Raw genomic sequence first — 25,057 nt, 5'->3', positions numbered from 1 at the left:
CGGGGGGTTCAACAGCGAGCGATGGCGGCAGTTCAAACACATACTTCAGCTGCGCGGTGTCCCTGGGCTGGAAGTTGGGCGCATCCAGTCGCTGCGCTGGAAAACCGGCGAGTTCGAGCTCCGCGCGCACAGGGCCGTCGTCTGAAATGGACCTGCGGCCATCTGGCGGAGAAATGACGATGGATCCTGCCGGATAGGAGGGCGACTGCGGCATTGCGTATCCGAGGATGAATGCGAGGGGGGACGCGGGCGGCGCTGCGGCAGCGGACGATTCGCCGCCCCCACCGCACGCCGTGATCAGCACGAGACCAAGCGTCGCGGTGCCCAGTGCCCTCGCAAGGTCGGAACGTCTGCAGCCTCTCATATCGACCCTTCAATGCATGAACAAATCTACAGCCAGCGCGTTGGCGAACATTGTTCAGACTCAAACACCGGCCGCTCACCGTGTGCGGTTGTTGTGATCTTCCTTCCCTGCGCCTTTTCTTGATGCGGCTGTCATCCATTCGGCGCACCGGGAGCCGCGCCAGTCTTGCTCCCCGGTCAGATCGTCGTCGCAGGTTGGGTGGCGTTGCCTTGCGGCGAGGGATTGAGCCAGGTGAACGACAGAGCCAGGGCGCTGGAAGCGAGCAGTGCGCCCAGGAAAGGTGCGAGCGTGGGTACGCCATTCGGAAACGTTGCGGCGAGCACGCCGGCCGCCAGGCTGCCCGCGCTCACCCATCCGGGCAGCACCGCGCCCACCAGGCCGGCCACCATGCCTGCCACGGCCGCCGTCGGGGTCATGCGTTGCCACAGCCCGAGCAGCACCGGCACCACCGCTGTGGCGCACAGCAAGTCGGCAATCAGGAACAGGCGCAGCACCGAATGGCCTTGCAGCGACACCGCCGCCACCGGCACCATGAGCAGCACGGTGACCCAGCGCGCCGCCGAAAGCGACACCTTCGGCCGGGCCGTGACCACCAGCGAGGCGATGGCGCTTTGCAAAGTGTCCACCGAGGACGCGACCAGCGCCACGGCCAGCAGGAGCACGGGCAGCGCCAGCCAACCCGGTGCGCCGGACAGCAGCGCGAAGAACGGGATGGGCGGGGTACCCGGGTTCTTGCCCAGGGCGATGCACAGCATGCCGAGCGCGCCCATGGCGAGCATCACCGGAACGATCAGCAGCGCGCCAAGGCCGGCGCCGCGCCGCAGTTCAGCGTCGCTTCGGGCGGACCACACGCGCTGCCAGTAGCCCTGGTGAAAAATGTTGGCCGCCGTGACCGCGATCACCAGGGTCAGGGCCACGCTCAGCGAAGCCTCCAGGGGTGCCGCAGGCCAGGGCTGGACCAAGCCACTTTTTGGCAGATGGAACAGCAGCACGGCCAGCACCACGATCAGCAGGCCCAGCAACAGGCCGCCTTGCCAGCGGTCGGTGGTGAGGCTGGCGCGCAGGCCTCCCCAGGTGGTGTAGGTCAGCGTGGTGACAGCCACCGCGACGATGACGGCGCTGCCCGGGAGCTCCGACAGCATCGCCGTGATCGCGCCGATGGCGGTGAGTTCGGCCGTGATGAAGCAAAGCATGTACAGGACCGATAGCGCGGTGACCCACAGGCGCAGCGCCGCGCCGAAACGTTCCTGCGCGTATTCGGCAATGGTGCGACCTTGCGGCAGGCGCCGTCGGATGGCCGGGCCGCAGGCCGCCAGCACCAGCAAGGGCAATGCCGCCGCCAGTGCGTAGCCGACCACGGCCACGGGCCCGACGAAGGCACCGATCTCGGGCGGCACGAACAGGATCCAGCCGCCCATGCCAGAGGCCAGGAAGGACAGTCCCAGCGTGAGCGCCCCCTGGGAGCCGCGCGCAGTCAGGTAATCGTCCACGCTGCCGACGGGTGTGCGGTCACGCACGGCGATCCAGACGAAAAACAGGAGAGACGCGGCTAGGGCCGCAATGGTGGCGTACAGCATGTCGCTCTTCCTCCGCCGGTATGAGCCGGATCAGGTTCCAGGGTCAGCGTCGAATCAGACGCAGTCTCAGCCTCTTTCGAGGCTCCCCTGGCGACGGGTTGATGATGATGTTGGATGCTTCGGTGCTTGCGAAGCCACGCCATTCTAGGCTGCCGCGGAGACACAGCGCGAGGCACCGTTCAGACGACTGGGCGCGCCAATCAGCAAGTCCCCTTCCGGCCAGGAGCAACCCCACCGTCAGCGCCCAGCGCCGTCAGGCCAAAGGCGGGCGACGCCGATGCCAGTCCGACCTGGACTGGACTGCCGCCGCGATCTCGAGGATCTTCCGCTCCGCGTACGGCGCGCCGAGCAACTGCATGCCGATCGGCAGGCCCGCTTCGAACCCGCCCGGCAGCGACACCCCGCAGGCACCGAGGTAGTTGGCCGCCCGCGTGAAGGCCGCCAGCGGCGTGGCGGTCTCGTCGACCTCCGCGACCGGCGCCGCCGCCATCGGCAGCGTCGGGGTGAGCAGCGCATCGCGCGACTGCATCCAGTCGCTCCACAGCGCGCGCTGGTGCTGGTGGTGCGCGAGCGCATCGATGTAGTCCGCGGCGCCGATGGCCCGGCCCGCCTGGATGCGCCGGCGCACATGGGGGCCGAAGGGCCGTGCCTCGTCGTCGATGTACGAACGATGGATCGCGAATGCTTCCGCGGCAATCAGTGAACCGTTCCTCAGCATCAGGTCATGGAAGTCGAAGGGGAACTCAACTTCCTCGACGATGGCCCCGAGCTCCCCGAGCAGTCCCTGGAATTCGCGGTACGCGCGCAGCACGCCCTGGGCCACCTCGATGGGAAAGCGCTCGACCGGCAGCACGGAGATGCGCGCGCCCCGCAGATCGCCCGCGCTTTCGCGGGCGGCATGGAACGCCGGAACTCCGCGGGTGCGCGGATCGTTCTCGTCTTCCCCGGACAGAACCTGGGTCAGCAAGCCGGCGTCCAGCGCATCGCGGGTCATCGGCCCGATCGAGTCGAGCGTGCCCGACAGCGGAAAGGCGCCATGCAGGCTGATCAGGCCCGTCGTCGTCTTCAGGCCGGTGATGCCGTTCAGGGACGCCGGGATGCGGACTGACCCGCCGGTGTCGGACCCGAGCGCCGCAGGCGCCAGGCCGGCAGCCACGGCCACGCCCGAACCGCTGGAGGAGCCTCCCGGGATCCGCGCCACGGCGGCATCCCACGGATTCACCGGCGTGCCGAGCACCGGGTTGGTTCCCCAGCCGCCGAACGCGAACTCCACCATCTGCGTCTTGCCGAGCACCACCATGCCGGCGCCGAGCAGCCGGCGCACGGCCGTGGCCGTCACGGTGCTGCGGCGGTCCGCGAACGCCGCGGAGCCGGCGCCGGTGAACTGGCCCTCGACCTCGAACAGATCCTTGACGGCGATCGGCACCCCGTCGAGCGGCCCCAGGCCATAGCCGGCACGCCGGCGGCAGTCCGCCGCCTGCGCCTGCTGCATCACCGACTCCTCGTCCACCCGGACGAACGCATTCAGGCGTGGATCGAGACGGTGAATGCGGTCTACGAAATACCGCGCGAGCTCCGTGGACGAAAGCTCGCCGCGGGCCAGGGCCTGCGACAGGTCGCGCAGCGTGGCGTACGCAAGCTCCGTCACTGTCAGCGCTTGCTCCACTCGGGGATCGGGTACACCGGCTTGCTGTTAGCCACGTCGAAGGGGTACACGGCCATCATCCCCTTGCCGGGCTGGTTCTGCACGACCGGGAAGGGCATCTGCAGCTGCTTGCCGGTCTCGTCGATCTGGTAGGGACCGGCCATCACCACCAGCTTGCCCGAGAGGTCCATGGCCGCCTTCTTGAGCGCCACGGCTTCCGTGGATCCCGCGGTGGCAATGAGCCGCTCCACGACGACCCCGGCGCCATAGGCGAGCGCCGTCTGGAAGTCGGGCGGGAACTCCGCCTTGGGAAAGAGCGCCTCGTAGGCTTTGGCAAACTGCTCGCGCGTGAGACCGGCGTTCACCTTCCAGTTGATCGACGGGTGGTAGTTGGTGTGGCTGTAGATGAAGTCCGCGTCCTTGCCGATCTCCTGGAACTGCGGCGTGGACGCGTAGACCATGAATGCGAAGGGGAAGCTCAGGTTCAGCTGCTTCATCTGCCGGACCATGCTGATCAGGTCGCCTTCGTACGAGGTCGGGAAGAAGACGTCCGCGCCCGATGCCTTGGCCTTCTGCAGCAGGGTGCTGAAGTCCTTCTGGCCCTTCGGGTACTTCTCGAACATCACCACCTGCATGCCGTTCTTCTCGGCCTGCACCTTCGCGCCGTCCGCCAGGCCGGCGGGGAACGGCTCATCGGAGAAGACGATGGCCGCCTTCTTGCCGCCAAGCTTGCCGGCCAGCTCCATGCCGGCGCGCGGCATCGCCGAAACGGGCATCTGCGTGGCCGAGACGACGTACTTGAAACCCTGCTGGTACAGCGCGTCGGAAGCCGCCGACCAGACGCCCATGAACTTGCCGAACCGCTCGGTCACCGTCGCGGCTGCCGACGTCAGCGTCGAACCAAACGGCGCCATGAGCAGGTCGACCTTGTCGTCGACGATCAGTTTTTCGTAGACCCGGGTGACCATCTGCTTGTCGCTGCGGTCGTCGAGCTTGACCAGTTCGACCTTGAGCTTGCGGCCCTTGACGTCGATGCCGCCGCGGCGGTTCACGTCGTCGACCCACACCTCCACGCCCCGCACGCCCGATTGCGATGCCAGCGCGAAGCTGCCGGTGGACGACACCGTCATCCCGATGCGGATCTTGTCCTGCGACTGCGCCAGCACACCGGCGGGGGACGCCAGCATCGCGACGCTGCCCGACGCCAGCAGCCGCTGAATGAAGTCGCGCTTGGTGATCATGCCCATGGTCCTTGTCTCCTGTGTTGAGGTGCGCGGCCATCGTAGCGACACCCGCCACCGGTGTCGAGCATGAGCTTTTCTGATAAAACCATGCCCTCGTGTTATACCGTCCCCGAGGAACCGCCATGCCGTTGAACTTGCGCCAGATGGACGTGATCCGCACGGTGATGTCGGCCGGCACCATCAGCAGCGCGGCCAGGGAGCTTTCGGTCACCCAGCCAGCCATCAGCCGGATGATCTCGCTGACCGAGCAGCAGCTGCGGCTGCGGCTGTTCCAGCGCGTGCGCGGCCGGCTGCACCCGACGCCGGAGGCGCACGAGCTGCTGGCCGAGATCGAGCGGGCGCGCGACGGGGTGCAGCGGGTAAACGAGCTGGCCCAGGCATTGGCCGAGCAGCGCGCGGGCGACCTGAGGGTGGCGTGCAGTCCCAGCCTGGCCCAGTCCCTGGTGCCGCGGGCACTTGCACGCTTCGGCAGCGAGCATCCCCAGGTGACCATCCGCCTGCGTTCCTCGCTGGTCGAGCGGCTGGTGCCCGAGGTGCTGAACGACGAGGTTGAGGTCGGCGTCTGTTCGGTGCCGGCGGAGCACCCGAACCTCAGCGTGGCCTCGCTGTGCGTCGGCCGCATGGTTGCCATCGTGCCGCGCGACAGCCCGCTGGCGGCCAAGCAGCGGCTGTCCCTGCGCGACCTGTCCTCCCATCCGATGATCATCGTGGGCCGGCAAATGCATTTCGGACGACTGGTCGCCGACGCCTTCCACCGCGCCGGGCACCCGTTCCGGCTCTGGGCCGACGTCCCGGCCGCCCACCTGGCCTGCGCGCTCGTCAACGCGGGGGCCGGCGTGGCCGTCGTCGATCCCTATTCGGTGCTGGGAGCGCCATGGCACAACGTGGCGGCGCGGCCGCTGCGGGAGGCCATCCCGATCTACGTCACGGCGCTCACCTCGCGCACGCGCCCGCGGTCGCTGGTCGGTGCGACGTTCTCCCGTCTCCTGCACGAGGTGGCGGCGGCGCACGGGTTCCGGCGCGGCAGCCCGGCCGCCGAGTTTTCGCCGATGGATTAATTTCGGGTTATGGGTTAATCTGCGCCGCCATACGTCATCCAGGACGCCGCACGGGCGTCGACCAGCGTGAGCACAACCACGGCCCTCATCCCGGATACGCAAGCCGCCACGCGCGCGCAGGACCGGCGCATCGAATCGCTGCGCACGCGCATCGCCGGCGGCGTGTTCGCCCTGTTCCTGGCGGGCGCGCTGGCGGTGCCGCTCGTGACCAGCAACATCTCGCTGGCTTTCTACCTGCTGCTGTGGGTCACGATGGCGAGCGCGCTGAACATCTCGGCCGGTTTCACCGGGTACCTGCCGTTCGGATTCGTCGTCTTCTACGGCATCGGCGCGTACACGACCGGGATCCTCTACAGGATCGCCGGCTGGCCGATCGGCCTGGCGCTCGCCGCCGCCGGCGCGGCGGGCATCCTGCTTTCGCTGCTGCTGGCACCGACCCTGCGGCTCAAGGGCGTGTACTTCGGCATCGTCAGCCTCGCTCTGGCCAGCATCGTGCGGCTGGTGCTGGCCAACCTGCCCGACAGGATCACGGGCGGCAGCAACGGGATCATCCTCTCGGGGGCCAACAACCCGATCCTCAGCTACTACGCCATGTGGGCCGTGGCCGCGATGACGCTGGCGACCGTCCTGTGGATCTCCGCGTCGGCCCTGGGCAAGGCCCTGAAGGCGATCCGCGACGACGACGAGGCAGCGGCCGTGGTCGGCATCCGGGTGGCCCGGACCCGGCTGCGGGCATGGGTGCTGGCCGCCTTCTTCCCGGCGCTCGCCGGCGGGGTCGAGGCCTGGTACACGAACGTCGTCGATCCGGAGGCGGCTTTCAGCGTGCTGATCACGGCCAAGAGCATCATCTATGCGATGGCCGGCGGCTTCGGCACCGTCCTCGGCCCGTTGGTGGGCACCGGCGTGCTGCTGGGCATCGACCACGTCATCTGGCAGCGCTTCCCCCTCGTGAACCTGCTGCTGCTCGGCCTCTTCATCGTGCTGCTGATGCTCTTCCTGCCCCGCGGCATTCTCGGCAGCCTGGTGCAACGCAAGCCCTGGCTGCGCCGCTACATCGCCTGAGGACGACGACGATGACCCAACTCGCCGTCCAGGCCCTCGTCAACGGGATCATCCTGGGCGCCATCTACGGGCTGATCGGCCTCGGCCTGAACGTCATCTTCGGCGTGCTGCGCGTGGTGAATTTCGCGCACGGCGAGTTCCTGGTGCTCGGTGCCTACTTCGCATTCCTGGCGCTGCACTTTCTCGGGCTGAATCCGTTCGTCGCGCTACCCCTGGTGTTCGCGGTCTTCTTCGGCATCGGGTACCTCCTCTACTTCGTCCTCATTCCCCGCCTGGGCCGGTCCGATGACCCCGAGACCGCCTCGCTGCTGGTGATGTTCGGCGTGTCGATCATGCTCGGCGCCGGGATGCTGCTGGCGTTCGAGGCGGACGCGCGTTCCCTCAACTACAGCATCGAGCCGGTGTTCCTGAAGCTCGGACCGATCCTGATCCCGACGGTTCGCCTGATCGCGCTCGGCGTCGTGCTGGTGCTGGTCGGGCTGCTGGCCTTCTTCCTCTATCGCACGACCGTCGGCAAGGCACTGCGCGCCATCACCATGAACCGCGACGCGGTGCAGATCGTCGGCATCAACGCCTCGCTCCTGTCGGCCGTTGCGTTCGGTATCGGCATCGCGCTGGCCGGGGTGGCAGGCGTGCTGGTGGCCATGATCTTCCCGGCCTTCTCGCCGTTCTCGGGGAGTGACTACACGCTGATCGGCTTCATCGTCATCGTGCTCGGGGGGCTCGGCCATCCGGTCGGCGCGCTGCTCGGCGCCCTCCTGTTCGGCGTGACGGAGCAGGTCTCCGCGGTGTACTTCAGCCAGTCCATCGCCCTGATCATCGGTTTCGCGCTGCTGGTGCTCACCATCTTCATCCGGCCGGAAGGCATTCTCGGCCGGCGCGCCGCACGGTGACGCGATGACCAAGGAACTCCGCATCCAGGGCCTGCAAAAGCGCTTCGGCGGCCTCACGGCGCTCAACGGGATCGACATCGTGGTGCCGCCCAGGAGCGTGCTGGGCGTGATCGGCATGAACGGCTCCGGCAAGACGACCATGCTCAACTGCATCGGCGGCCTGTACCGGGCCGACGCGGGCAGCATCAAGCTCGATGGCAGGGAACTGGTGGGGCTCGCCCCCGAGCGGGTGGCGCTGCTGGGCGTCGGGCGCACCTTCCAGGTGCCCCGCGTGTTCCCGCGCCTGACGTTGCTGGACAACCTGGAGGTGCCGCAGATTCCGCTGGGCCGTTCCGCCGACGAGGTCGCGGACCAGACCGAGCACTGGCTGCGCGAAGTGGAGCTCTTCGACCTGCGGCACAACTACGGCGAGGAACTCTCCGGCGGCCAGCAGAAGCTGCTGGAGCTGGCCCGCATCATGGTGACCCGGCCGCACCTGATCCTGCTGGACGAACCGTTCGCTGGCGTCAATCCGCGCCTGGCGCAACTCCTCATCACCGTGATCCGCAAGATTCCGGCCGAACACGACTGCTCGGTGGTGCTGGTGTCGCACGACCTGACGTCGATCTACCAGCTGTCCGACCACATCGTCGTGATGAACGAAGGCGCGATCCTGAGCCAGGGCGACGCCGACCATGTCCGCCGCGACCCCGCGGTGGTCGAAGCGTACCTGGGAGCCTGACCCGTGCCGCAGTCCCTCTGCCTCGAAGGCGTGACCGTCGCCTACCACGGCGACATCACGGTGCTGGACGGCGTCACGGTGCGCGCGGAGCCTGGCCGCGTGACCGGCATCATCGGCCCCAACGGTGCCGGAAAGTCCACGGCGCTCAAGACGATGTTCGGCTTCCTGCGGCCGCGCGCCGGCAGCATCCGCCTGGGCGACGCCGACGTCACCGACTCGCCTTCGCACGCCCGTGCCGCCCTGGGCGTCGCCGTCGTGCCGCAGAACCGCAGCCTGTTCGGCGGCCTGTCGGTGGAGGACAACCTGCTGCTCGGTTGCTGGTCGTTTCGCCGCGACAAGCCGCTCGTGAAGCAGCGCCTGGAAGGGGCTTACGAGCGCTTTCCGGCCCTCGCGCAGAAGCGCGCCGCGCTCGCGGCCAGCCTGAGCGGCGGGCAGCAACGGTTCGTGGAAATCGCGCGAGCCCTGCTGCTGGATCCATCGGTCGTCCTGTTCGACGAACCCACGGCGATGCTCGCGCCCAAGATTTCACACGAGATCTACCGGCTCATCCGGCAACTGGCGGACGAAGGGCGGACCGTGGTGCTGGTCGACCAGAACGTGCGGCGCTGCGCGGAAGTTTCGGACTACATGTACATCCTGGAGCTGGGCCGCAACAAGGCCGAGGGCAGCCGCGAGGCGTTCGCGGAAGGCACCGCCCTGCGCGAAACGGTGGCGTCCTGGATGAATTACCGGATCGACTGAGTCGCGCCAAGTCGACCGCGGCGCGCCTTTGCCGCCCGCGGGAACGGCACCCGCCTCGCGAGCGCGCTGCACTACTTCCATTGGGCAAGTACGGTGTCGGCCGTATCGGAATCAAGCGGTGTCTTGCGCCATCCGGCCTGCTGCTTTGCCGCCTCAACTGCGTCCGCGGCTACCTGCATGGCGCGGGCGAGGGCGAGGGAATCGAACCCCGCTTCTGCCGGCAGCAAGCGTGCTATGCCGCGTTCAAGCGCTTCTTCGGTCCGGGCGACCTTGACCGACTCTCGCCGAGCCCCTGCCGGAGCATCCCGGCCAGGGCAACGCGGGCGGCCCGCTCGGGCCGCCCGCGATGCGCGTCATGTGCGGATCAGAACACCACGCGGGCCATCGCCAGCCCGGTGACCACGGCCACGCCGGTGGCGACGATGCCGGGAATCATGAAGGAGTGATTCAGCACGTACTTGCCGATGCGCGTGGTCCCCGAGAGGTCGAAGTTGATCGCCGCGATCAGCGAACCGTAGGTGGGAATGAAGAAGTAGCCGTTCACGGCCGGGAACATGCCGATCAGGAACTGGGGCGGCAGGCCGAGCGCCACGCCCAGCGGCATCAGCGCACGGGTGGTCGCCGCCTGGCTGTACAGAAGCACCGACGCGAAGAACAGTCCCAGCGCGAAGGTCCACGGCGCGAACTTGGCCCATTCGCCGATGGCGGGCACGATGACTTCCTTGTTGGCCGCAATGAAGCTGTCGCCGAGCCAGGCCAGGCCGAAGATGCCGATCGTCGCCACGACGCCGGCGCGCAGCGTGGCCGTCTTCGGCACGTCGTCGACCGCCACCCGTGTGGCCAGAAGCATCACCGCGGCGACGGACAACATGACCAGTTCGATCACGACCGGCATGCCCAGCGCCGACTTGGCCCCCGGCAGCGTGCGCAGCGACGGAAAGAAGCCGAGCACCACCACCAGCGCCACGCCGGCCAGGAAGATCAGCGCGGAGCGCTTCGCGGCCGGCTTGAGCGGCGGGCGCGCGGCGATCGCCTGCGGCGGCGGGATCAGGCCGTCCTTCAGGCGTTGCTGGTAGACCAGGTCGTTCTTGAGGTCCTTGCCCATGAACATCGAGACGACGGCGGCGACCACCACGCCGGCCAGGGTCGACGGGACACAGATCATCAGGATCTGCGCGAGGCCCCAGTCGGCCATTCCCTTCTCGGCGAACAGGCCGATCATCGCGGCGGTGGCCGCTGCCACCGGGCTGGCGGTGATGGCCTGCTGCGACGCGATGGTGGCCACGGCCATCGGGCGCTCGGGCCGGATGCCGTTCTGGTGCGCCGTCTCGTAGATCACCGGCAGCAGCGGATAGACGATGTGGCCGGTGCCGGCGAGGAAGGTGAAGGTCCACGTGGTCAACGGCGCCACGATGGTCACGTACTTCGGGTTCGCGCGGATGATGCGCTCGGCGATCCGCACCAGGAAGTCGATGCCCCCGGCGGCGTCCATCACCGAGGCCGCCATGATCACGGCCAGGATGATCAGCATCACGTCGACCGGCGGCGACGTGGGGTTGATGCCGAAGGCCACCACCAGCACCAGCAGGCCGACCCCGCCCCATAAGCCAAGGCCGACGCCGGCCGAGCGCGCGCCGAGCCAGATGGCGCCCAGCACGACGGCGAATTGAAGAAGAATGATGGATGTCATAGGCTCCGCCCTCCTGTTTTCAGTTGGTGAATTCGGGACGGATCAGGTTGTCGAAGGAGAAGACCTTCTCCCATTCAGCCTGCGTGAGCAGCCCGCGCTCGGTCACCACGATGTCGTGCAGTGACTTGCCCGTGTTGAAACCCTCGCGGGCGACCTCGGCGCACAGCTTGTAGCCGAGCCTGGGCTTGAGCACGGTGACGATGCCCAGCGAGTTCAGCACCATGTCGCGCGTGCGCTCGGCGTTCGCGGTGATGCCGTCCACGCAGTTGACGCGCAGGCTGTTGACCGCGTTCTCCATCGTCGAGATCGAGGTGAAGAGCGCGTACGTGATCACCGGCTCCATTACGTTCAGCTGCAACTGGCCAGCGGAGGCGGCCAGGGTCACCGTCAGGTCCAGGCCGATCACGAGGAAGCCGACCTGGTTGACCACTTCCGGGATCACCGGGTTGACCTTGCCGGGCATGATCGAGGAGCCGGGCTGCATCTGCGGCAGGTTGATCTCGTTGAAGCCGCAGCGCGGGCCGGAGGCGAGCAGGCGCAGGTCGTTGCAGATCTTCGTGAGCTTGGACGAGGTGCGCTTCAGCACGCCGGAGAGCAGCACGTAGGCGCCGGTGTCCGAGGTGGCCTCCACCAAGTCACCGGCCAGGATGAATTTCTGGCCGGTGAGCTCGGACAGGTAGCGCGTCGCCAGCTCCGGATAACCCGGGGCGGCGGTCACCATGGTCCCGATCGCGGTGGCGCCCAGGTTGATTTCGTGCAGCAGTTGCCGCACCTCCGCGATCCGCTGCACCTCCTCGCCGAGGGTGGTGCCCCAGCCGTGGAATTCCTGGCCGAGCGACATGGGCACGGCGTCCTGCAGGTGCGTGCGCCCCATCTTCAGCACCCGTTCGAACTCCCTGCCCTTGGCGAAGAAGGCTTGCTGCAGGCTCGTCAGGGCGTCCATGTAGCTCGCGAGCCGCAGGATCAGCGCGAGGCGGAACGCCGTGGGGTAGACGTCGTTGGTCGACTGGCCGAAGTTGACGTGATCGTTCGGGCTCACGAACTGGTATTGGCCTTTCTCGCGGCCCAGGTGTTCCAGCGCGAGGTTCGCGATGACCTCGTTGGCGTTCATGTTGGTCGACGTGCCGGCCCCGCCCTGGATGAAGTCGGTGAGGAACTGGTCGCGCATCTCGCCGGCGATGAGCCGGTCGCAGCCGGCCACGATCGCATCGGCGATGGCGGGCTCGAGCACGCCGAGATCGCGGTTGGCGAGCGCCGCGGCCTTCTTCACGTAGCCGAAGGCGCGCACGAATTGGGGCTCGGCCGACATCGGCACGCCCGTGATGCGGAAGTTGTCCATGCCGCGCTGCGTCTGCACGCCGTAATAGGCGCCCCCGGGAATGGCGCGCTCGCCCAGGAAGTCTTTTTCGGTCCTCACATTGCCCTTTCGCTGTGTCGTTGTCCTGATTCTTGGAGAGGGAATGCGGGGGCCATTTGCCTTGCCTCAAGCGCCCGGCCGCCGGGCGCAGCCGATTGGGCATGGCCTTATGTTGGCCGCGCATGCGGGCGCGCGCGGGCGCCGCCGATGTCTGGATGGCGACGATGAGGAGTTTGCGCGAGGTTCGCTTTGGGCCGGGAGCGGAACTGTGGGGCGCACGCTGCATGTGAACCCGTCCGGCGTCTCCGAATGTGGCGGTTCCCGTCCGCCCCCGCTAGCATGAGTCGTACTGAAGCGAAGGATGCGGTATGTCAGGTGCAGAAGGTCGTGTCGCTGTCTTGGTGGACTGCGAGAACTTGGAGCCGGGAGCTGCGGAGCACGCACTGCGAGTGGTCGCGCAGTTTGGGAGGGTGGTTCTGCGTCGCGGATACGGCAACCATCAGGCGCTGGCGAATAGGTGGCAGGCGGCACTAGTACGTCTGGCGTTCACTCCATGCCTGCAGTACCAATACGCCGCGGCCAAGAACACTTCCGATATAGCACTGACCCTTGACGCGATGGAAGCAATGTTCGACGGTCGCGCGGACACGTTCTGTCTCGTAACAAGTGACTCCGACTTTGCCTACCTTTGCAGGAAGCTTCGCGAGCGTGGGGCAACCGTGTACATCGTCGGCGAGGCAAAGACTCCGGATGCGCTCAGAAATGCCAGCGACCAATTCTTCGAATGGAGTCCTTCGATCGCCTCGCCAGCGGAGGCCTCGGCAGCCGCGGAGACGGTAAACAAGCAGCCGGTGGAGGGGGCGGAGCCAGCCAAACTTGTGGTCAAGCGCCGCCCGAAGTTCGTGGTGGATGCAGTCGACCTGCTCGCGGGCGGAGCATCCGAAGGCAAGGTGAGCTTGGGCGCGCTCGGCTCGTACCTGAAGCGCACCGATCCCGCGTTCTCGCCTCAGACCTACGGGCATTCGGGCCTACTCAACATGATCAGGACCTATGACCTGCTCACATTGCAGCAGGAGGCAGGCGGCCATTGTCGGTCGTGAAGTCTCAGGGGACCGAACCGAACGTCACGGCGTAGATGTCTCGCTGGAGTACGGCCGCTTCCGGCCATGAGCTGCCCGTCGTGGCGCCAACTTGAATGTCCGTTGAAGACTGAACTCGGACGTTCGCGATCCGCGCCTAAACGACAGCGATCGAGGTCATCCGGTCCCTCGCCAAGCGCTGTCTTGGGTGACTGCATGACCTCCTGAGGCACACCACCGGCATCAAACTGCAGAGCGCATCCGAAGGATGGCTTCGGCGCCTTCATCAAGTATTGAGGCAGCACCTCTTGTACTTCTTGCCGCTGCCGCACGTGCACAGATCGTTACGCCCGATCTTCGGTTCCGTGCGTACGGGCCGCACAACGGGTGGGGCGAGCGAGACATGGGACTTGCGCCGCATGGACGCCGTGCGCGCCTCCATGTCCGGAGAATGCTCCCAGGGAAAATCCAGCGCTAACCCAAACTGAAGCTGGCCCGCAGGGTCAATGGATAGGCCAAACCACCGATCCGCCTTTTGAACGTATTTACGTCCGTAACAGTAGGCCGCCATCACATCGCGGTCCTCGTCCTTCGGAGCCGGATTGCAATGGAACGTGACGCCCTCTCTGGCGGAACCGACTCCGATCGTGAAGTCGTGCCGCCGGCCATCTCTTCGCGACATCTGAGTGATGATTCCCAGCCGCTCGTCGATTGAGCGGCAGGTTTCTTCCCCGATCGTCATCAACAACATCCCCATGTCCACCAGGCCTTCGTCGGCCTTGCCTTCCAACTGCTCAAGTAGGTTTCCGAACCGGGTGCCGGCGAACTTGGTCAGGATCCCCGGCGGACTCCATGGGCCGATGACCCCATCGCGGCGCACGGACATGGACAGATCTAGATCGGCTGCCAAGTCGTCCTGCAGCATGGCCATAGACACACCTTCTTCCAGCCACAAATTCATCTTCAGGTGATAGCCGAGGGCCGTGAGTTCGTGGCTGATGACCAGACGGTCGGCGTGTCGGGCGCGCAGAGCGACATAGGTTAAAAACCGCAGCGGCGACTCCAGCATTTCGGTCATCGCGTCGAGCAGGAACACGTCCATCACGAACGGCGAGCGGACCTTGGGATGCTCCCGCGTCTTTAGGAACTGGCCTGCCTGGAATGAGAGAGCGGGGTAGTGGTCGGCCACCACTGTGAACAGGAATATCTCTTGAGGTGGCGCCGGTAAGGCTAGCGCCTGGCCGTCCGGCAACGTGAGATCACAATGACCATCAAGGATTAGCTCCGCGCATGACTGGCCCTGGTCATATGCCTCCTGGATTGCCTTGGCAAAGTCATCCTGCAGCTTTTGGTCATTGCCCTTTCGTGCCTCCTGCGTGAGACGCTTGGACTTGACCTGCACCACTATCAGCCGGTTACCGTAGACCACAAGGGCGTCGATCTCGCCGGCTAGCTCACCTTTTTTCTTGACCAGACGAACACTGTGATGCACCCGGCCGTCCCCGAAGACCTTCCGCAAGCGCCTTACCGCGAATGCCTCGGTGAACTCTCCACGATGAATCGCTGCGGTGGCACGGTACGTCTTGTCCTCCATCATCCAGTAGTAGGGCGATTCGTACAGCGCCTCGGCCGAGGCATATGGCAGGAACTGCAAGACCGACTCGCTACCGGCGGCCAGCAGCGGCTGGGCGTAGATGGCATTTAGTCCCGCCAGAGATGTGAAGGACGCGTTGTCATCGGCAAGGGTGAAAGCTGCCAGCACAGCCTGCACGCGCGCCACCGGCACCGCGCTGCGTTGGGCGATTTCGGCCTCGCTGAACGTATAGGAAGCCAGCAGGTCGACGCCGAGCCAGTCGCCCGGGTGGCGGGATGCATTCCACAAACGGGTGGCTTTCTCGTCCTGCAGTCGTGCGATCGCTTGAACCACCGCATAAGCGTCCGCGATCTCGAAACCCTTGTTGGCCAGCATCCAGGCGTTGTCGGCGGCGTACTTGGGGACGCTGAGGTCGCGGTACTGGAAAATGTACGCTGACTCACCGCCGTAGAAAATCGGCTCACGCAACGCCGCGCCGCGCCTGTAGGCGTCCAGCATGTCCGGCAGCCCGTCCTTATCAACCGCCCACTGGCCCAGACTGCCCGGCATGCTGTAGTGCAGTTGGTGCATCAACGTGTCGGTTTGCGCGATCAGCGCGCGTACTGCGTCGGCGCCGGGGTGTGGGCCCTGCCACGGTGCCTGCACCATCTGGCCCAGCAGAGTCGACAGTTCGGTACGGATCAAACGATCCGGGGCGAACAGCTTTTGCATGTCCTCCGGCTTCATCTGGCCGGCGTAGCGAACTAGGTTGTCGCGCCAGCACAGGTGAGCGAAGGCGTGGACGTATCCTGGGCTGCGGCACAACCGTGCCAGGTCGGCAAATACGTCAGCTTCGGACCGGATGTCTTGAGGAGTCATGTCGACATTCTCCCGCGCCCCGCCTGCGAGGTTGCGCACCCGGATGACCGCAATGTGACAGAGACGGTGGGTTCAAGGTGCGCCCATCACCGGCAGCAACCGCTGCAAAGCGGTCTTTCGTGCCGTCTGCAAGATCGGCAGCGAGAGGACCGCAGTCGCAACCCGGAGACGTCCGCTCCCGGCCGAGGCTGTCGCCACATGTCGGTAGTGAACCGAGCCTCTCGCGCCTATAGGACCTGCGAGCCTTCAGCCGGCTAATACAGCGTCGCCGCCTGCCGCCCCGGCAGTTGCTCGTCGTATGGCCCGGCCTCGATGCCGCCGTCCGTGAGCGCCTCCAGGATCGCTCCCGCGCTCGGCACCTTCCGCCGCGGCAGACCCGCATCCCACAGCCGCGACCGCTGGATCGCCCGCGCGCACTGGAAGAACACCGTCTGCACCTGCACCACCAGTACGCACTGGGGCCGCTTGCCTTGCATGGCGCAGCGGTCGAGGAGTTCAGGATCGACCGAGATCGTGGCGGTGCCGTTCACGCGCAGCGTCTCGCCGTTGCCTGGCACCAGGAACAGCAGCGCGACGCGCGGATCGGTGAGGATGTTGCGCAGGCCGTCGATGCGGTTGTTGCCGCGCCGCTCGGGCACCAGCAGCGTGTGCTCGTCCTGCACGATCACGAAGCCCGGCGGATCGCCGCGCGGCGACGCGTCCAGCCCTTCCGGTCCCGAGGTCGCCAGCACCGCGAACGGGGAGGCCTCGATCAGCGCACGATACAGCGGATGCACGTGGTCGACTTCCTTGCGGATCGACGCTTCGCCGACGGGCGCGTAGAGCGCCTGCAACTGCTCCAGTGTGCGGATGGTGTGCGCGGACATGACGGCCTCCTGTGCCTGCCATGATAGCCAGCGCACCGGGGGGCGCGAGGTCCGCCGCCGCGCGGCGAGTGCCGCCCGCGTCGGCTACAACTGCCGCGCCAGCAGCACCGCCGCGTGCACCGCCTCGCGCTGCGCGCCGTCGCGGATCTGGTGCCGGCAGCTGGTGCCGTCGGCGACCACCACCGCGCCGGGGTCCTTGCGCAGCGCCGGCAACAGGCTCAGTTCGGCCATCGCCATGGACACCTCGTGATGGGCGGCCTCGTAGCCGAAACTGCCCGCCATCCCGCAGCAGCTCGATTCGATCATCTCCGGCTGCGCGCCGGGGATCAGGCGCAGCACTTCCAGGATGGGCGCGGTCGCGGCAAACGCCTTCTGGTGGCAGTGACCGTGCAGCAGCACGCGCTGCTCCAGGGGCCGCAGGCGGCCCTTGAGCCCTTCGAGCTTGCCGTGCTTCGCTTCGCGCGCCAGGAACTCCTCGAACAGCATGGCGCCCTTGGCCAGCCGGGCCGCACCGTCGCCCAGGCCCATGGACAGCATCTCGTCGCGCAGCGTGAGCAGGCAGGAGGGCTCCAGGCCGACGATCGGGATGTCGCGTTCGGCAAACGGCAGCAGGGCGTCGAGCACCTCGCGTGCCTTGGCCTTGGCCTTGTCGACCATCCCGCTGGACAGGTAGGTCCGGCCGCAGCACAAGTGCTTGCCATCGGGCTGCAGCTTGGCCGCGACGTGCACCGTGTACCCCGCCGCCTGCAGCACCTGCAGCGCGGCGGCGGCATTGGGCGACTCGAAGTAGCCGTTGAACGTGTCGACGAACAACACCACCGGACGCGCGGCGACCAGCACCTGCTCGCGCGTGGCCGTGGGGGCGGGCGTGTTGAAGAAATGCCGCGACTGCCACTGCGGCAGGCTGCGCCGTGCCGACAGCCCCAGCAGCTTCTCGCCGGCCTTCGCGATCCACGGGCTGCCGTTGCGCAGGTTCAGCAGCCCGGCGAAGCGGCTGGCCTGCGCTGCGTAGTCGGGCAGCCCGCCGACCAGCTTGTCCTTGATCGTGAAGCCGTGCCGCGCCTTGTACTGGGCGAGGAATTCGACCTTCATCTTCGCCATGTCGACGCCCGTGGGGCAGTCGCGCTTGCAGCCCTTGCAGCTGACGCACAGGTCCAGCGCGTCCTTCACGGCCTCCAGCGCATCGTCGTCCCAGGTGCCGGCATGGCTGGGCGCCGCCGCGTCGAGGGCGCTGACGCTGTTGGCGAAGGACGTGGACTGCAGCCAGGTGTCCCCCTGCTGGCGGCCATTGCCGTTGCCCGCCGCCGGCCGCGTGCCGAGCTGGCCCGACAGCGCGAGCCGCAGCGTGTTGGCACGGCCGCGGGTGGAGTGCTTCTCCTCGCGCGTGACGCGGTAGCTCGGGCACATGGTCCCAGCGTCGAACTTGCGGCAGTGCCCGTTGTTGTTGCACATCTCCACCGCCTTGGCGAAGCCGAAGGACGGATCGCCGCCGGTGCCGGCGGGGCTGATGCGCTCGGTGGCCGGGTCGTTCTGCACGTTCCACCCGCTCCAGTCCAGGGCCGGCTGCAGCGCGATCACCCGGTAGCTGGGCGGAAACCGCATCAGCCGCGTGTCGTCCATGCGCGGCGGATTGACGATGCGCTGCGGGCACAGCAGGCGCGCCGGGTCGAACAGCGTCTTGATCCGGGCGAAGGCTTCGTTGATCTTCGGGCCGAACTGCCAGCCGATCCACTCGCCGCGGCACAGGCCGTCGCCGTGCTCGCCGCTGTAAGCGCCCTTGTAGCGGGCCACCAGCGCCGACGCCTCCTCGGCGATCGCGCGCATCTTGGCCGCGCCGTCGTGCCGCATGTCGAGGATGGGCCGCACATGCAGCGTGCCGACCGAGGCATGGGCGTACCAGGTGCCGCGGCTGCCGTACTTGCGGAACACCTGCGTCAGCGCGTCGGTGTATTCGGCCAGGTGCTCCAGCGGCACGGCGCAGTCCTCGATGAAGCTCACCGGCTTGCCGTCGCCCTTGAGGCTCATCATGATGTTGAGGCCCGCCTTGCGCACCTCCCACAGGTTCTTCTGCGGCGCGTCCTCGGTCATGCGCACGACCGAGCCGGGCAGGCCCAGGTCGCCCATCAGCTCCACCAGCTGGTCCAGCTTGCGCACCAGCACCGCCTTGTCGGCGCCGGCGAATTCCACCAGCAGCACGGCGTCGGGCTGGCCGATCACCGCCGTGCGGATCACGGCCGCGAAGGCGGGGTTCTGCAGCGACAGCTCGATCATCGTGCGGTCGACCAGTTCCACCGCCGTCAGCGTGGCACCGGCGTCGCCGGCCAGCTTCACGATGTGCTGCGCCGTGTCCATCGCCTTGTAGAAGGTCGGGAAGTTCACGACCCCCAGGACCTTGGTGCGGGGCAGCTCCGACAGCCTGAGCGTCAGCGACCTGGTCACGGCCAGCGTGCCTTCGCTGCCGACCAGCAGGTGCGCCAGGTTCACCGAACCGTCGCCGGTGTACGGCCGCTCGTTCTGGTTGTGGAAGATGTCCAGGTTGTAGCCGCCGACGCGACGCAGCACCCTGGGCCAGCGCCGCTCGATCTCGGGCGCCAGTTGCAGCGCGAGCTCGCGCACCTGCTCGCCGAGCCGGCGCGCCGTGCCGGAGCTCTCGTCGAAGCGTCCGAACCGGTGCAGCTCGCCGTCCGAGGTCCAGGCCTGGGCGCCCAGCACGTTGTGCACCATGTTGCCGTAGGCGATGCTGCGGCTTCCGCACGAGTTGTTGCCCGCCATGCCGCCCAGCGTCGCCTGGGCGCTGGTGGACACGTCCACCGGATACCACAGGCCGGACTGCTTCAGCGCCGCGTTGAGGTGGTCCAGCACGATGCCCGGTTCCACCTCCACGGTGCGATGGTCGGCGTCGAACTGCAGGATGTTGCGCACGTGCCGCGAGTGGTCGATCACCAGTCCCGCGCCCACGGTCTGGCCGCACTGGCTGGTGCCGCCGCCGCGCGGCACGATCGGCACCTGCAGGTCGCGGCAGATGTCCAGCGCCAGCTTCACGTCGGCGCTCGCGCGCGGCACGAACACGCCGACCGGCAGCACCTGGTAGATCGAGGCGTCGGTGGCGTAGCGGCCCCGGTCGGCCGCGGAAAAGAGCACGTCGCCTTGGGTTTCCGCCGCCAGGCGCCGCGCCAACTGGCCCGCGACTTCGTTGCTGGCCCGTGCGACGGTCTCGTAGGCACCCGCGGCGCCGCCCGCCGCGACGTTGACCGGCAGCGGGGCGTTCATGACCGGCCTCCCGCGGCCGGCGGCGGGGCTTCCCGGCGCAACTGCTCCAGCACGACGTCGCGCTTGTTGCACAGGTGGGTGAGCAGGACCGCGCGCATGGCGGCCGGATCCCGGGCGGTGAGGGCGTCGATCATCTGCTCGTGCTCCTTGACGGCGCGCTTCCATTTCGCGCCGTCCTGGTTGGACCGGAACCGCAGGGCCTGCAACCGGGCGTTGACCTGGTTGTACGTGGCACCCAGCACCGGGTTCTTCGCGGCCGCGTTGATGGCACGGTGGATCTGGGCATTGATGCGATAGTAGGCGGAGAGGTCGGCGCGGGTGTAGGCGGCCAGCATCTCGAAGTGCATCGCCTTGATCTCGGCGAGCTCGCTGGCGGTGATGCGCTGCGCCGCCAGTTCCCCCGACAGCGCTTCCAGGCCGGCCATCACCTCGAAGGTGTTCAGCACGTCCTGCTCGCTCAGCGACACCGCCACGGCGCCCCGGTTGGGCAGCAGTTCGACCAGGCCCTCGGCCGCCAGCATCTTGATGGCCTCGCGCAAGGGCGTGCGCGACACCTGCAGGCTCTCGGCGAGTTCGCGCTCGTTCAGCTTCGCGCCCGGCGCGATCCGTCCTTCCACCAGCATCTCGCGCAGGCGCATCGCGACCTGCTCGTGCAGCGCGGCCCGCGGAATGGAGATGACGTCGGCACTCATGCGGCGGATTGTATGCAAAAAGGTTCGAAAAGGCGCGCCACGGCAAGAGCTACCCCGCTTGACAACTGAATTTTGTATGCAAAAAATGACCAACCCTCGAAAGCCCGCCATGCTGACGCTCGACTTCCATCCCACCGGCCGCCACTTCCTGCAGATTCCGGGCCCGTCGCCGGTGCCCGACCGGATCCTGCGGGCCATGAGCCTGCCGACCATCGATCACCGCGGCCCGGAGTTCGGCGCGCTGGGGCTGCGCGTGCTCAAGGGGATCAAGCAGGTCTTCCAGACGCAGCACCCGGTGGTGATCTATCCGGCGTCCGGTACCGGCGCGTGGGAAGCGGCACTGGCCAACACCATGAGCCCCGGCGACCACGTGCTGATGTACGAGACCGGCCATTTCGCGAGCCTGTGGAAGAAGATGGCGACCCGTCTCGGCCTGGAAGCCGAGTTCCTCGCGTACCGCGGCGGCGACGACCGGATGCCCGAGGCCGCGAGTTGGCGCCGCGGCGTCCAGGCCGACCTGATCGAGGAACGCCTGCGCGCCGACCGGCAGCATTCGATCAAGGCGGTGTGCGTCGTGCACAACGAGACCTCCACCGGCGCCACCAGCGACATCCTGGCGGTGCGGCGCGCCATCGATGCAGCCAAGCACCCGGCGCTGCTGATGGTGGACAGCATTTCCGGGCTGGCCTGCGCCGACTACCGTCACGACGAGTGGGGTGTCGACGTCACCATCAGCGGCTCCCAGAAGGGGCTGATGCTGCCGCCGGGCATCAGTTTCAACGCGGTGTCGCCCAAGGCGCTGGAGGCGAGCCGCAGCGCGAAACTCCCCAAGGCGTTCTGGGCCTGGGACGAGATCGTCGAGATGAACCAGGGCGGCTACTGGCCGTACACGCCCAACACCAACCTCTTGTACGGCTTGGCCGAAGCCTGCGACATGTTGCTGGCGGCCGAGCATGGCGGCCTGGCGGGCGCTTTCGCGCGCCACGGCCGCTGGGGCGAAGGCGTGCGCGCGGCGGTGCGCGCGTGGGGCCTGGACATCCAGTGCGCCGATCCGGCCGTCTACTCGCCGGTGCTCACCGGCGTAATGATGCCCGACGGCGTCGACGCGGACGCGGTGCGCAAGATCGTCTACGAGCGCTTCGACTGCTCGCTGGGGACGGGCCTGGGCAAGGTCAAGGGCCGGATGTTCCGCATCGGGCACCTGGGCGACTGCAACGACCTCACGCTGATGGCGGCGCTGGCCGGCTGCGAGATGGGCCTGAAGCTCGCCGGCGTCAAGCTGGCCGGCTCGGGCGTGCAGGCGGCCATGGAGTTTTTTGCTTCGCAGCCGGCGCCGAAGGCGGCATGATGGCGCCGCGGGCGAGGCCGGCTCTGAAAGCCGCCCGACCCGCCTCCGCCACGGCCCCTGCGGGGGCCGGAAACGATTGACAACCAAAGGAGACAAGACATGAAGACCATCGCATTCGCTGCACGGCGTTTCAGTGGCGCGCGGCGCACGGCGTGCCGCACCCTGGTGGCTGCCGCCGCGGGCCTCGCGCTCCACGGCACGGCGCAGGCCCAGGCCGAATTCAAGGTCGGCCACGTCGGGGAGCCCGGCTCGATCTTCCAGAAAAGCGCCGACGAATTCGCGCGCCGCGCCAACGCCAAGCTGGGCGGCAAGCTCAAGGTCGTGGTCTACGGCTCCAGCCAGCTCGGCGGCGACAAGGAGCTGATCCAGAAAGTGAAGCTCGGCACGGTGGACATGGCGGTGCCGTCCACGGTGATGACGTCGGAGGTCGACCAGTTCGGCGTCTTCGACCTGCCTTACATCGTCAAGGACCGGGCGCACATGGCGCGCATCGAGAAGGACGTCTTCTGGCCGAGCATCGCGCCGCTCGCCGAGAAGAAGGGGATCAAGGTGTTGGCCGTGTGGGAGAACGGCTCGCGCCACATCACCAACAACAAGCACCCGATCAAGGTGCCGGCGGACCTGAAGGGCATCAAGCTGCGCGTGCCGGAAGGCAAGTGGCGCGTGAAGATGTTCCAGGAGTACGGCGCCAACCCGAGCCCGATGAAGTTCTCCGAGCTGTTCACGGCGCTGCAGACCGGCGTGATGGACGCCCAGGAGAATCCGTTCACGCAGATCTACTCGGCCAAGCTGCAGGAAGTGCAGAAGTACCTGTCGCTCTCGGGCCACGTGTACACGCCGGCCTATGCGATCGTCGGGCTGCGCAAGTTCAATGCGCTGCCGGCCGACGTGCGGCAGGTGCTGGAGCAGACGGCCAAGGAAACCCAGGCCTATGTGTACGAAACCGCCGCGAAGGACGAGACCGAGCTGCTCACCAAGCTGAAGCAGGCCGGCATGCAGGTCAACGAGGTCGACAAGGATGCGTTCATCGCGGCGAGCCGGCCGATCTACGACGAGTTCGCCAACGAAGTCGCCGGCGCCAAGCCGCTGATCGACAAGGCCGTGGCGCTCGGCAAGCAATGACCGGCGCGCAACCACAGGCGGTCGCCGGCGTCGCCGGCGGCGTTCGCGGCAGCGCGATGCACCGCTTCCGCGGCGCCTACGAGCTGTTCCTCGAGCGCATCGTCATGGCGCTGATGGTGGGGCTGTCGCTGGAAGTCACGCTGGGCATCGTGTTCCGCGTGGCCGGCAGCTCGCTCGTCTGGTACGACGAGCTGGCTTCGGTGCTGCTCGCGTGGCTCACGTTCTACGGCTCGGCGCTGGCGTCGGTCAAGCGCTCGCACATCGGCTGCCCGGAAGTGGTGGAGCAGTGTTCGCGCCGGACCCAGCGCGGGCTGGGCATCCTCGTGCAGCTGCTGGTGATCGGGTTCTTCGCCCTGCTCGGGTGGATGGGCGTGGCGATCATGCCGGCGCTGGTCGGCGAGTCGCTGGTGAGCCTGACCTGGATCCCGATGAACTTCGTCCAGTCGGTGATCCCGGTCTCGTCGGCGCTGATCATCGTGGCCGAGGCCATGCACCTGGTCGACCTGGTCCGCGGCGATGGCGCGGCGGACGCGGCGGCCGCCGGCGGCGCGACGCACTGAAGGAGAGCCTCCATGGCAACCATGATGACCGTCTTCACGGCGGTGCTGGGGCTGGTGCTGCTGAACGTGCCGATCGCCGTTTCGCTGGGCATGGTGGCGGTGATCGCGATGGTGATCAGCCACGGCACGGACTCCCTGCCGAACATGCCGCTGGTGATCTACAACGGCGCCACCAACTTCCCGCTCCTGGCGATCCCGCTGTTCATCCTGGCCGGCGCGATCATGAACGCGTCCGGCATCTCGCGCCGGCTGATTGCCTTCGCCTCGGCCATCTTCGGCTGGGTGCGCGGCGGGCTGGCGCACGTGTCGATCGGCGCGTCGCTGTTCTTCGCGGAGATCTCCGGCTCCGCCGTCGCCGACGTGGCGGCACTCGGCTCGATCCTGATCCCCGGCATGAAGGCCAAGGGCTATCCCAGCGCCTTCGCGGCGGCTTCGATGTCCTCGGCGGCGACGCTGGCCGTGATCATCCCGCCGTCGATCCCGATGATCCTGTACGCCGTGATGGCGGAAACGTCGGTGGTGCAGATGTTCGTCGCCGGCATCGTGCCGGGCCTGATCGGCGCCGCGGGGCTGATGGGCATGGCCACGTTCCTCTCGCGCCGCTACAACCTGCCGCGCGAGGCCGCGTTCTCGCTGCGGCGCGTGCTGCAGACCGGCCGCGACGCGCTGTGGGCGTTCGCCCTGCCGATCATCATCCTGGGCGGCATCTTCGGCGGACTGGTGACCGCGACCGAAGGTGCGGCGCTGGCGGTGGTCGCCGCGCTGTTCATCGGGCTGGTGGTCTACCAGGAGCTGGACATGAAGCACCTGCGCGCGGCGGTGATGGAAGGCGGCGTGCAGACGGCGGTCGTCATGCTGCTGGTCGCCACCAGCGCGCTGCTGGGCGCCTACCTGACCGAGGTGCAGGCGCCGCAGGCGCTGGCCAAGGCGGTGTCCGACTTCACGTCGAACAAGTGGGTGGTGCTGGCGCTGCTGAACGTGCTGTTCCTGTTCCTCGGCATGTTCCTGCACTCGGCGGCCGCCATCATCCTGGTGGTGCCGATCGTGATGCCGCTGGTGCGCGCCGTGGGCATCGACCCGATCCACTTCGGGCTGATCGTGACCGTCAACCTGGGCCTGGGCCAGCAGACGCCGCCGGTCGCCAGCGTCCTGATGGTGGCCAGTTCGATTTCCAAGTCCTCGGTCTGGGAAGTCACGCGGGTCAACGTGTGGTACATCGGCGTGCTGTTCGCCGTCCTGATGCTGGTCACCTACGTGCCCGTCACCGGGCTCGGCCTGGTCGAGCTGTTCTACCGCTGAACCCAAACAAGGAGTGA

At 67.4% G+C, this 25,057-nt stretch carries 19 protein-coding genes and 1 riboswitch; of the genes, 10 read left to right on the top strand and 9 right to left on the bottom strand.

Going from position 1 to position 25,057, the window contains the following annotated elements:
* Positions 1 to 540 precede the first annotated feature (540 nt).
* The 3 genes from RAMLITH_RS07530 to RAMLITH_RS07520 form a co-directional block, all read right to left on the bottom strand.
* The gene (locus tag RAMLITH_RS07530) at positions 541 to 1,941 is read right to left on the bottom strand and encodes a sodium:solute symporter family transporter (RefSeq protein WP_168106761.1); all 1,401 of its coding nucleotides are present in this window, start codon (positions 1,939 to 1,941) and stop codon (positions 541 to 543) included.
* Positions 1,931 to 2,040, bottom strand: a riboswitch (TPP riboswitch). Its footprint overlaps the gene before it by 11 nt.
* Before the next feature lie 154 nt (positions 2,041 to 2,194).
* Positions 2,195 to 3,589 carry an amidase family protein gene (locus RAMLITH_RS07525; RefSeq protein WP_168106760.1) on the bottom strand — a complete coding sequence of 465 codons (1,395 nt, stop codon included), beginning with the start codon at positions 3,587 to 3,589 and terminating at the stop codon, positions 2,195 to 2,197.
* Positions 3,590 to 3,591: 2 nt separating this feature from the next.
* A complete protein-coding gene (locus RAMLITH_RS07520) occupies positions 3,592 to 4,773 on the bottom strand; it encodes an amino acid ABC transporter substrate-binding protein (RefSeq protein WP_420376897.1) in 1,182 nt (393 codons plus the stop codon).
* Positions 4,774 to 4,952: 179 nt separating this feature from the next.
* On the opposite strand from RAMLITH_RS07520, the gene RAMLITH_RS07515 reads away from it, so the two are divergent.
* The 5 genes from RAMLITH_RS07515 (at position 4,953) to RAMLITH_RS07495 (ending at position 9,305) form a co-directional block, all read left to right on the top strand.
* The gene (locus RAMLITH_RS07515) at positions 4,953 to 5,888 is read left to right on the top strand and encodes a LysR substrate-binding domain-containing protein (protein WP_168106759.1); all 936 of its coding nucleotides are present in this window, start codon (positions 4,953 to 4,955) and stop codon (positions 5,886 to 5,888) included.
* Positions 5,889 to 5,975: 87 nt separating this feature from the next.
* Positions 5,976 to 6,950, top strand: a complete 975-nt coding sequence (locus RAMLITH_RS07510) for a branched-chain amino acid ABC transporter permease (RefSeq protein WP_420376896.1) — start codon at positions 5,976 to 5,978, stop codon at positions 6,948 to 6,950.
* An 11-nt stretch (positions 6,951 to 6,961) separates the two neighbouring features.
* Positions 6,962 to 7,843, top strand: coding sequence for a branched-chain amino acid ABC transporter permease (locus RAMLITH_RS07505; RefSeq protein WP_168106757.1), 882 nt, complete (start codon positions 6,962 to 6,964; stop codon positions 7,841 to 7,843).
* Between the two features lie 4 nt (positions 7,844 to 7,847).
* Complete coding sequence (locus RAMLITH_RS07500; protein WP_168106756.1) at positions 7,848 to 8,564, top strand: ABC transporter ATP-binding protein; 717 nt, start codon at positions 7,848 to 7,850, stop codon at positions 8,562 to 8,564.
* A 3-nt stretch (positions 8,565 to 8,567) separates the two neighbouring features.
* Positions 8,568 to 9,305 carry an ATP-binding cassette domain-containing protein gene (locus RAMLITH_RS07495; protein ID WP_168106755.1) on the top strand — a complete coding sequence of 246 codons (738 nt, stop codon included), beginning with the start codon at positions 8,568 to 8,570 and terminating at the stop codon, positions 9,303 to 9,305.
* Positions 9,306 to 9,669: 364 nt separating this feature from the next.
* On the opposite strand, the gene RAMLITH_RS07490 is transcribed toward RAMLITH_RS07495, so the two are convergent.
* Together RAMLITH_RS07490 and RAMLITH_RS07485 are read right to left on the bottom strand one after the other, a co-directional pair.
* Complete coding sequence (locus tag RAMLITH_RS07490) at positions 9,670 to 10,995, bottom strand: anaerobic C4-dicarboxylate transporter family protein (RefSeq protein WP_168106754.1); 1,326 nt, start codon at positions 10,993 to 10,995, stop codon at positions 9,670 to 9,672.
* A 19-nt stretch (positions 10,996 to 11,014) separates the two neighbouring features.
* Positions 11,015 to 12,412, bottom strand: a complete 1,398-nt coding sequence (locus tag RAMLITH_RS07485; RefSeq protein ID WP_168106753.1) for an aspartate ammonia-lyase — start codon at positions 12,410 to 12,412, stop codon at positions 11,015 to 11,017.
* A 308-nt stretch (positions 12,413 to 12,720) separates the two neighbouring features.
* On the opposite strand from RAMLITH_RS07485, the gene RAMLITH_RS07480 reads away from it, so the two are divergent.
* Positions 12,721 to 13,452 (top strand): NYN domain-containing protein, encoded by a 732-nt coding sequence (locus tag RAMLITH_RS07480; RefSeq protein ID WP_168106752.1) that lies wholly within the window; start codon positions 12,721 to 12,723, stop codon positions 13,450 to 13,452.
* 265 nt (positions 13,453 to 13,717) lie between these two features.
* Here the strand turns inward: RAMLITH_RS07480 and RAMLITH_RS26040 are convergent, their stop codons facing one another.
* The 4 genes from RAMLITH_RS26040 to RAMLITH_RS07460 form a co-directional block, all read right to left on the bottom strand.
* Positions 13,718 to 15,883 (bottom strand): SEC-C metal-binding domain-containing protein, encoded by a 2,166-nt coding sequence (locus RAMLITH_RS26040; protein WP_272954160.1) that lies wholly within the window; start codon positions 15,881 to 15,883, stop codon positions 13,718 to 13,720.
* Positions 15,884 to 16,137: 254 nt separating this feature from the next.
* Positions 16,138 to 16,749 carry a pyridoxamine 5'-phosphate oxidase family protein gene (locus tag RAMLITH_RS07470; RefSeq protein ID WP_168106751.1) on the bottom strand — a complete coding sequence of 204 codons (612 nt, stop codon included), beginning with the start codon at positions 16,747 to 16,749 and terminating at the stop codon, positions 16,138 to 16,140.
* Positions 16,750 to 16,833: 84 nt separating this feature from the next.
* Entirely contained in the window at positions 16,834 to 20,019 is a 3,186-nt protein-coding gene (locus tag RAMLITH_RS07465; protein ID WP_168106750.1) for an FAD-binding and (Fe-S)-binding domain-containing protein, read from the bottom strand.
* Entirely contained in the window at positions 20,016 to 20,711 is a 696-nt protein-coding gene (locus RAMLITH_RS07460) for a GntR family transcriptional regulator (RefSeq protein WP_168106749.1), read from the bottom strand. Before RAMLITH_RS07460 ends, RAMLITH_RS07465 begins: the two co-directional genes overlap by 4 nt.
* Positions 20,712 to 20,820: 109 nt before the next feature.
* Here RAMLITH_RS07460 and RAMLITH_RS07455 point away from each other — a divergent pair, with 109 nt between their 5' ends.
* The 4 genes from RAMLITH_RS07455 to RAMLITH_RS07440 all read left to right on the top strand — a co-directional run bounded on the left by RAMLITH_RS07455 (position 20,821) and on the right by RAMLITH_RS07440 (position 25,040).
* Complete coding sequence (locus RAMLITH_RS07455) at positions 20,821 to 22,059, top strand: pyridoxal-phosphate-dependent aminotransferase family protein (protein ID WP_168107197.1); 1,239 nt, start codon at positions 20,821 to 20,823, stop codon at positions 22,057 to 22,059.
* A gap of 99 nt (positions 22,060 to 22,158) precedes the next feature.
* A complete protein-coding gene (locus RAMLITH_RS07450; RefSeq protein ID WP_168106748.1) occupies positions 22,159 to 23,181 on the top strand; it encodes a TRAP transporter substrate-binding protein in 1,023 nt (340 codons plus the stop codon).
* Entirely contained in the window at positions 23,178 to 23,741 is a 564-nt protein-coding gene (locus RAMLITH_RS07445; RefSeq protein ID WP_168106747.1) for a TRAP transporter small permease, read from the top strand. Before RAMLITH_RS07450 ends, RAMLITH_RS07445 begins: the two co-directional genes overlap by 4 nt.
* A 12-nt stretch (positions 23,742 to 23,753) precedes the next feature.
* Positions 23,754 to 25,040, top strand: a complete 1,287-nt coding sequence (locus RAMLITH_RS07440; protein ID WP_238344073.1) for a TRAP transporter large permease — start codon at positions 23,754 to 23,756, stop codon at positions 25,038 to 25,040.
* Positions 25,041 to 25,057 lie beyond the last annotated feature (17 nt).

It is taken from the genome of Ramlibacter lithotrophicus (assembly GCF_012184415.1).
In the GTDB taxonomy this organism is placed as follows: domain Bacteria; phylum Pseudomonadota; class Gammaproteobacteria; order Burkholderiales; family Burkholderiaceae_C; genus Ramlibacter; species Ramlibacter lithotrophicus.
The sequence above is the reverse complement of the archived record's forward strand: the minus strand, read 5'-3'. Positions and strand labels throughout refer to the sequence as shown.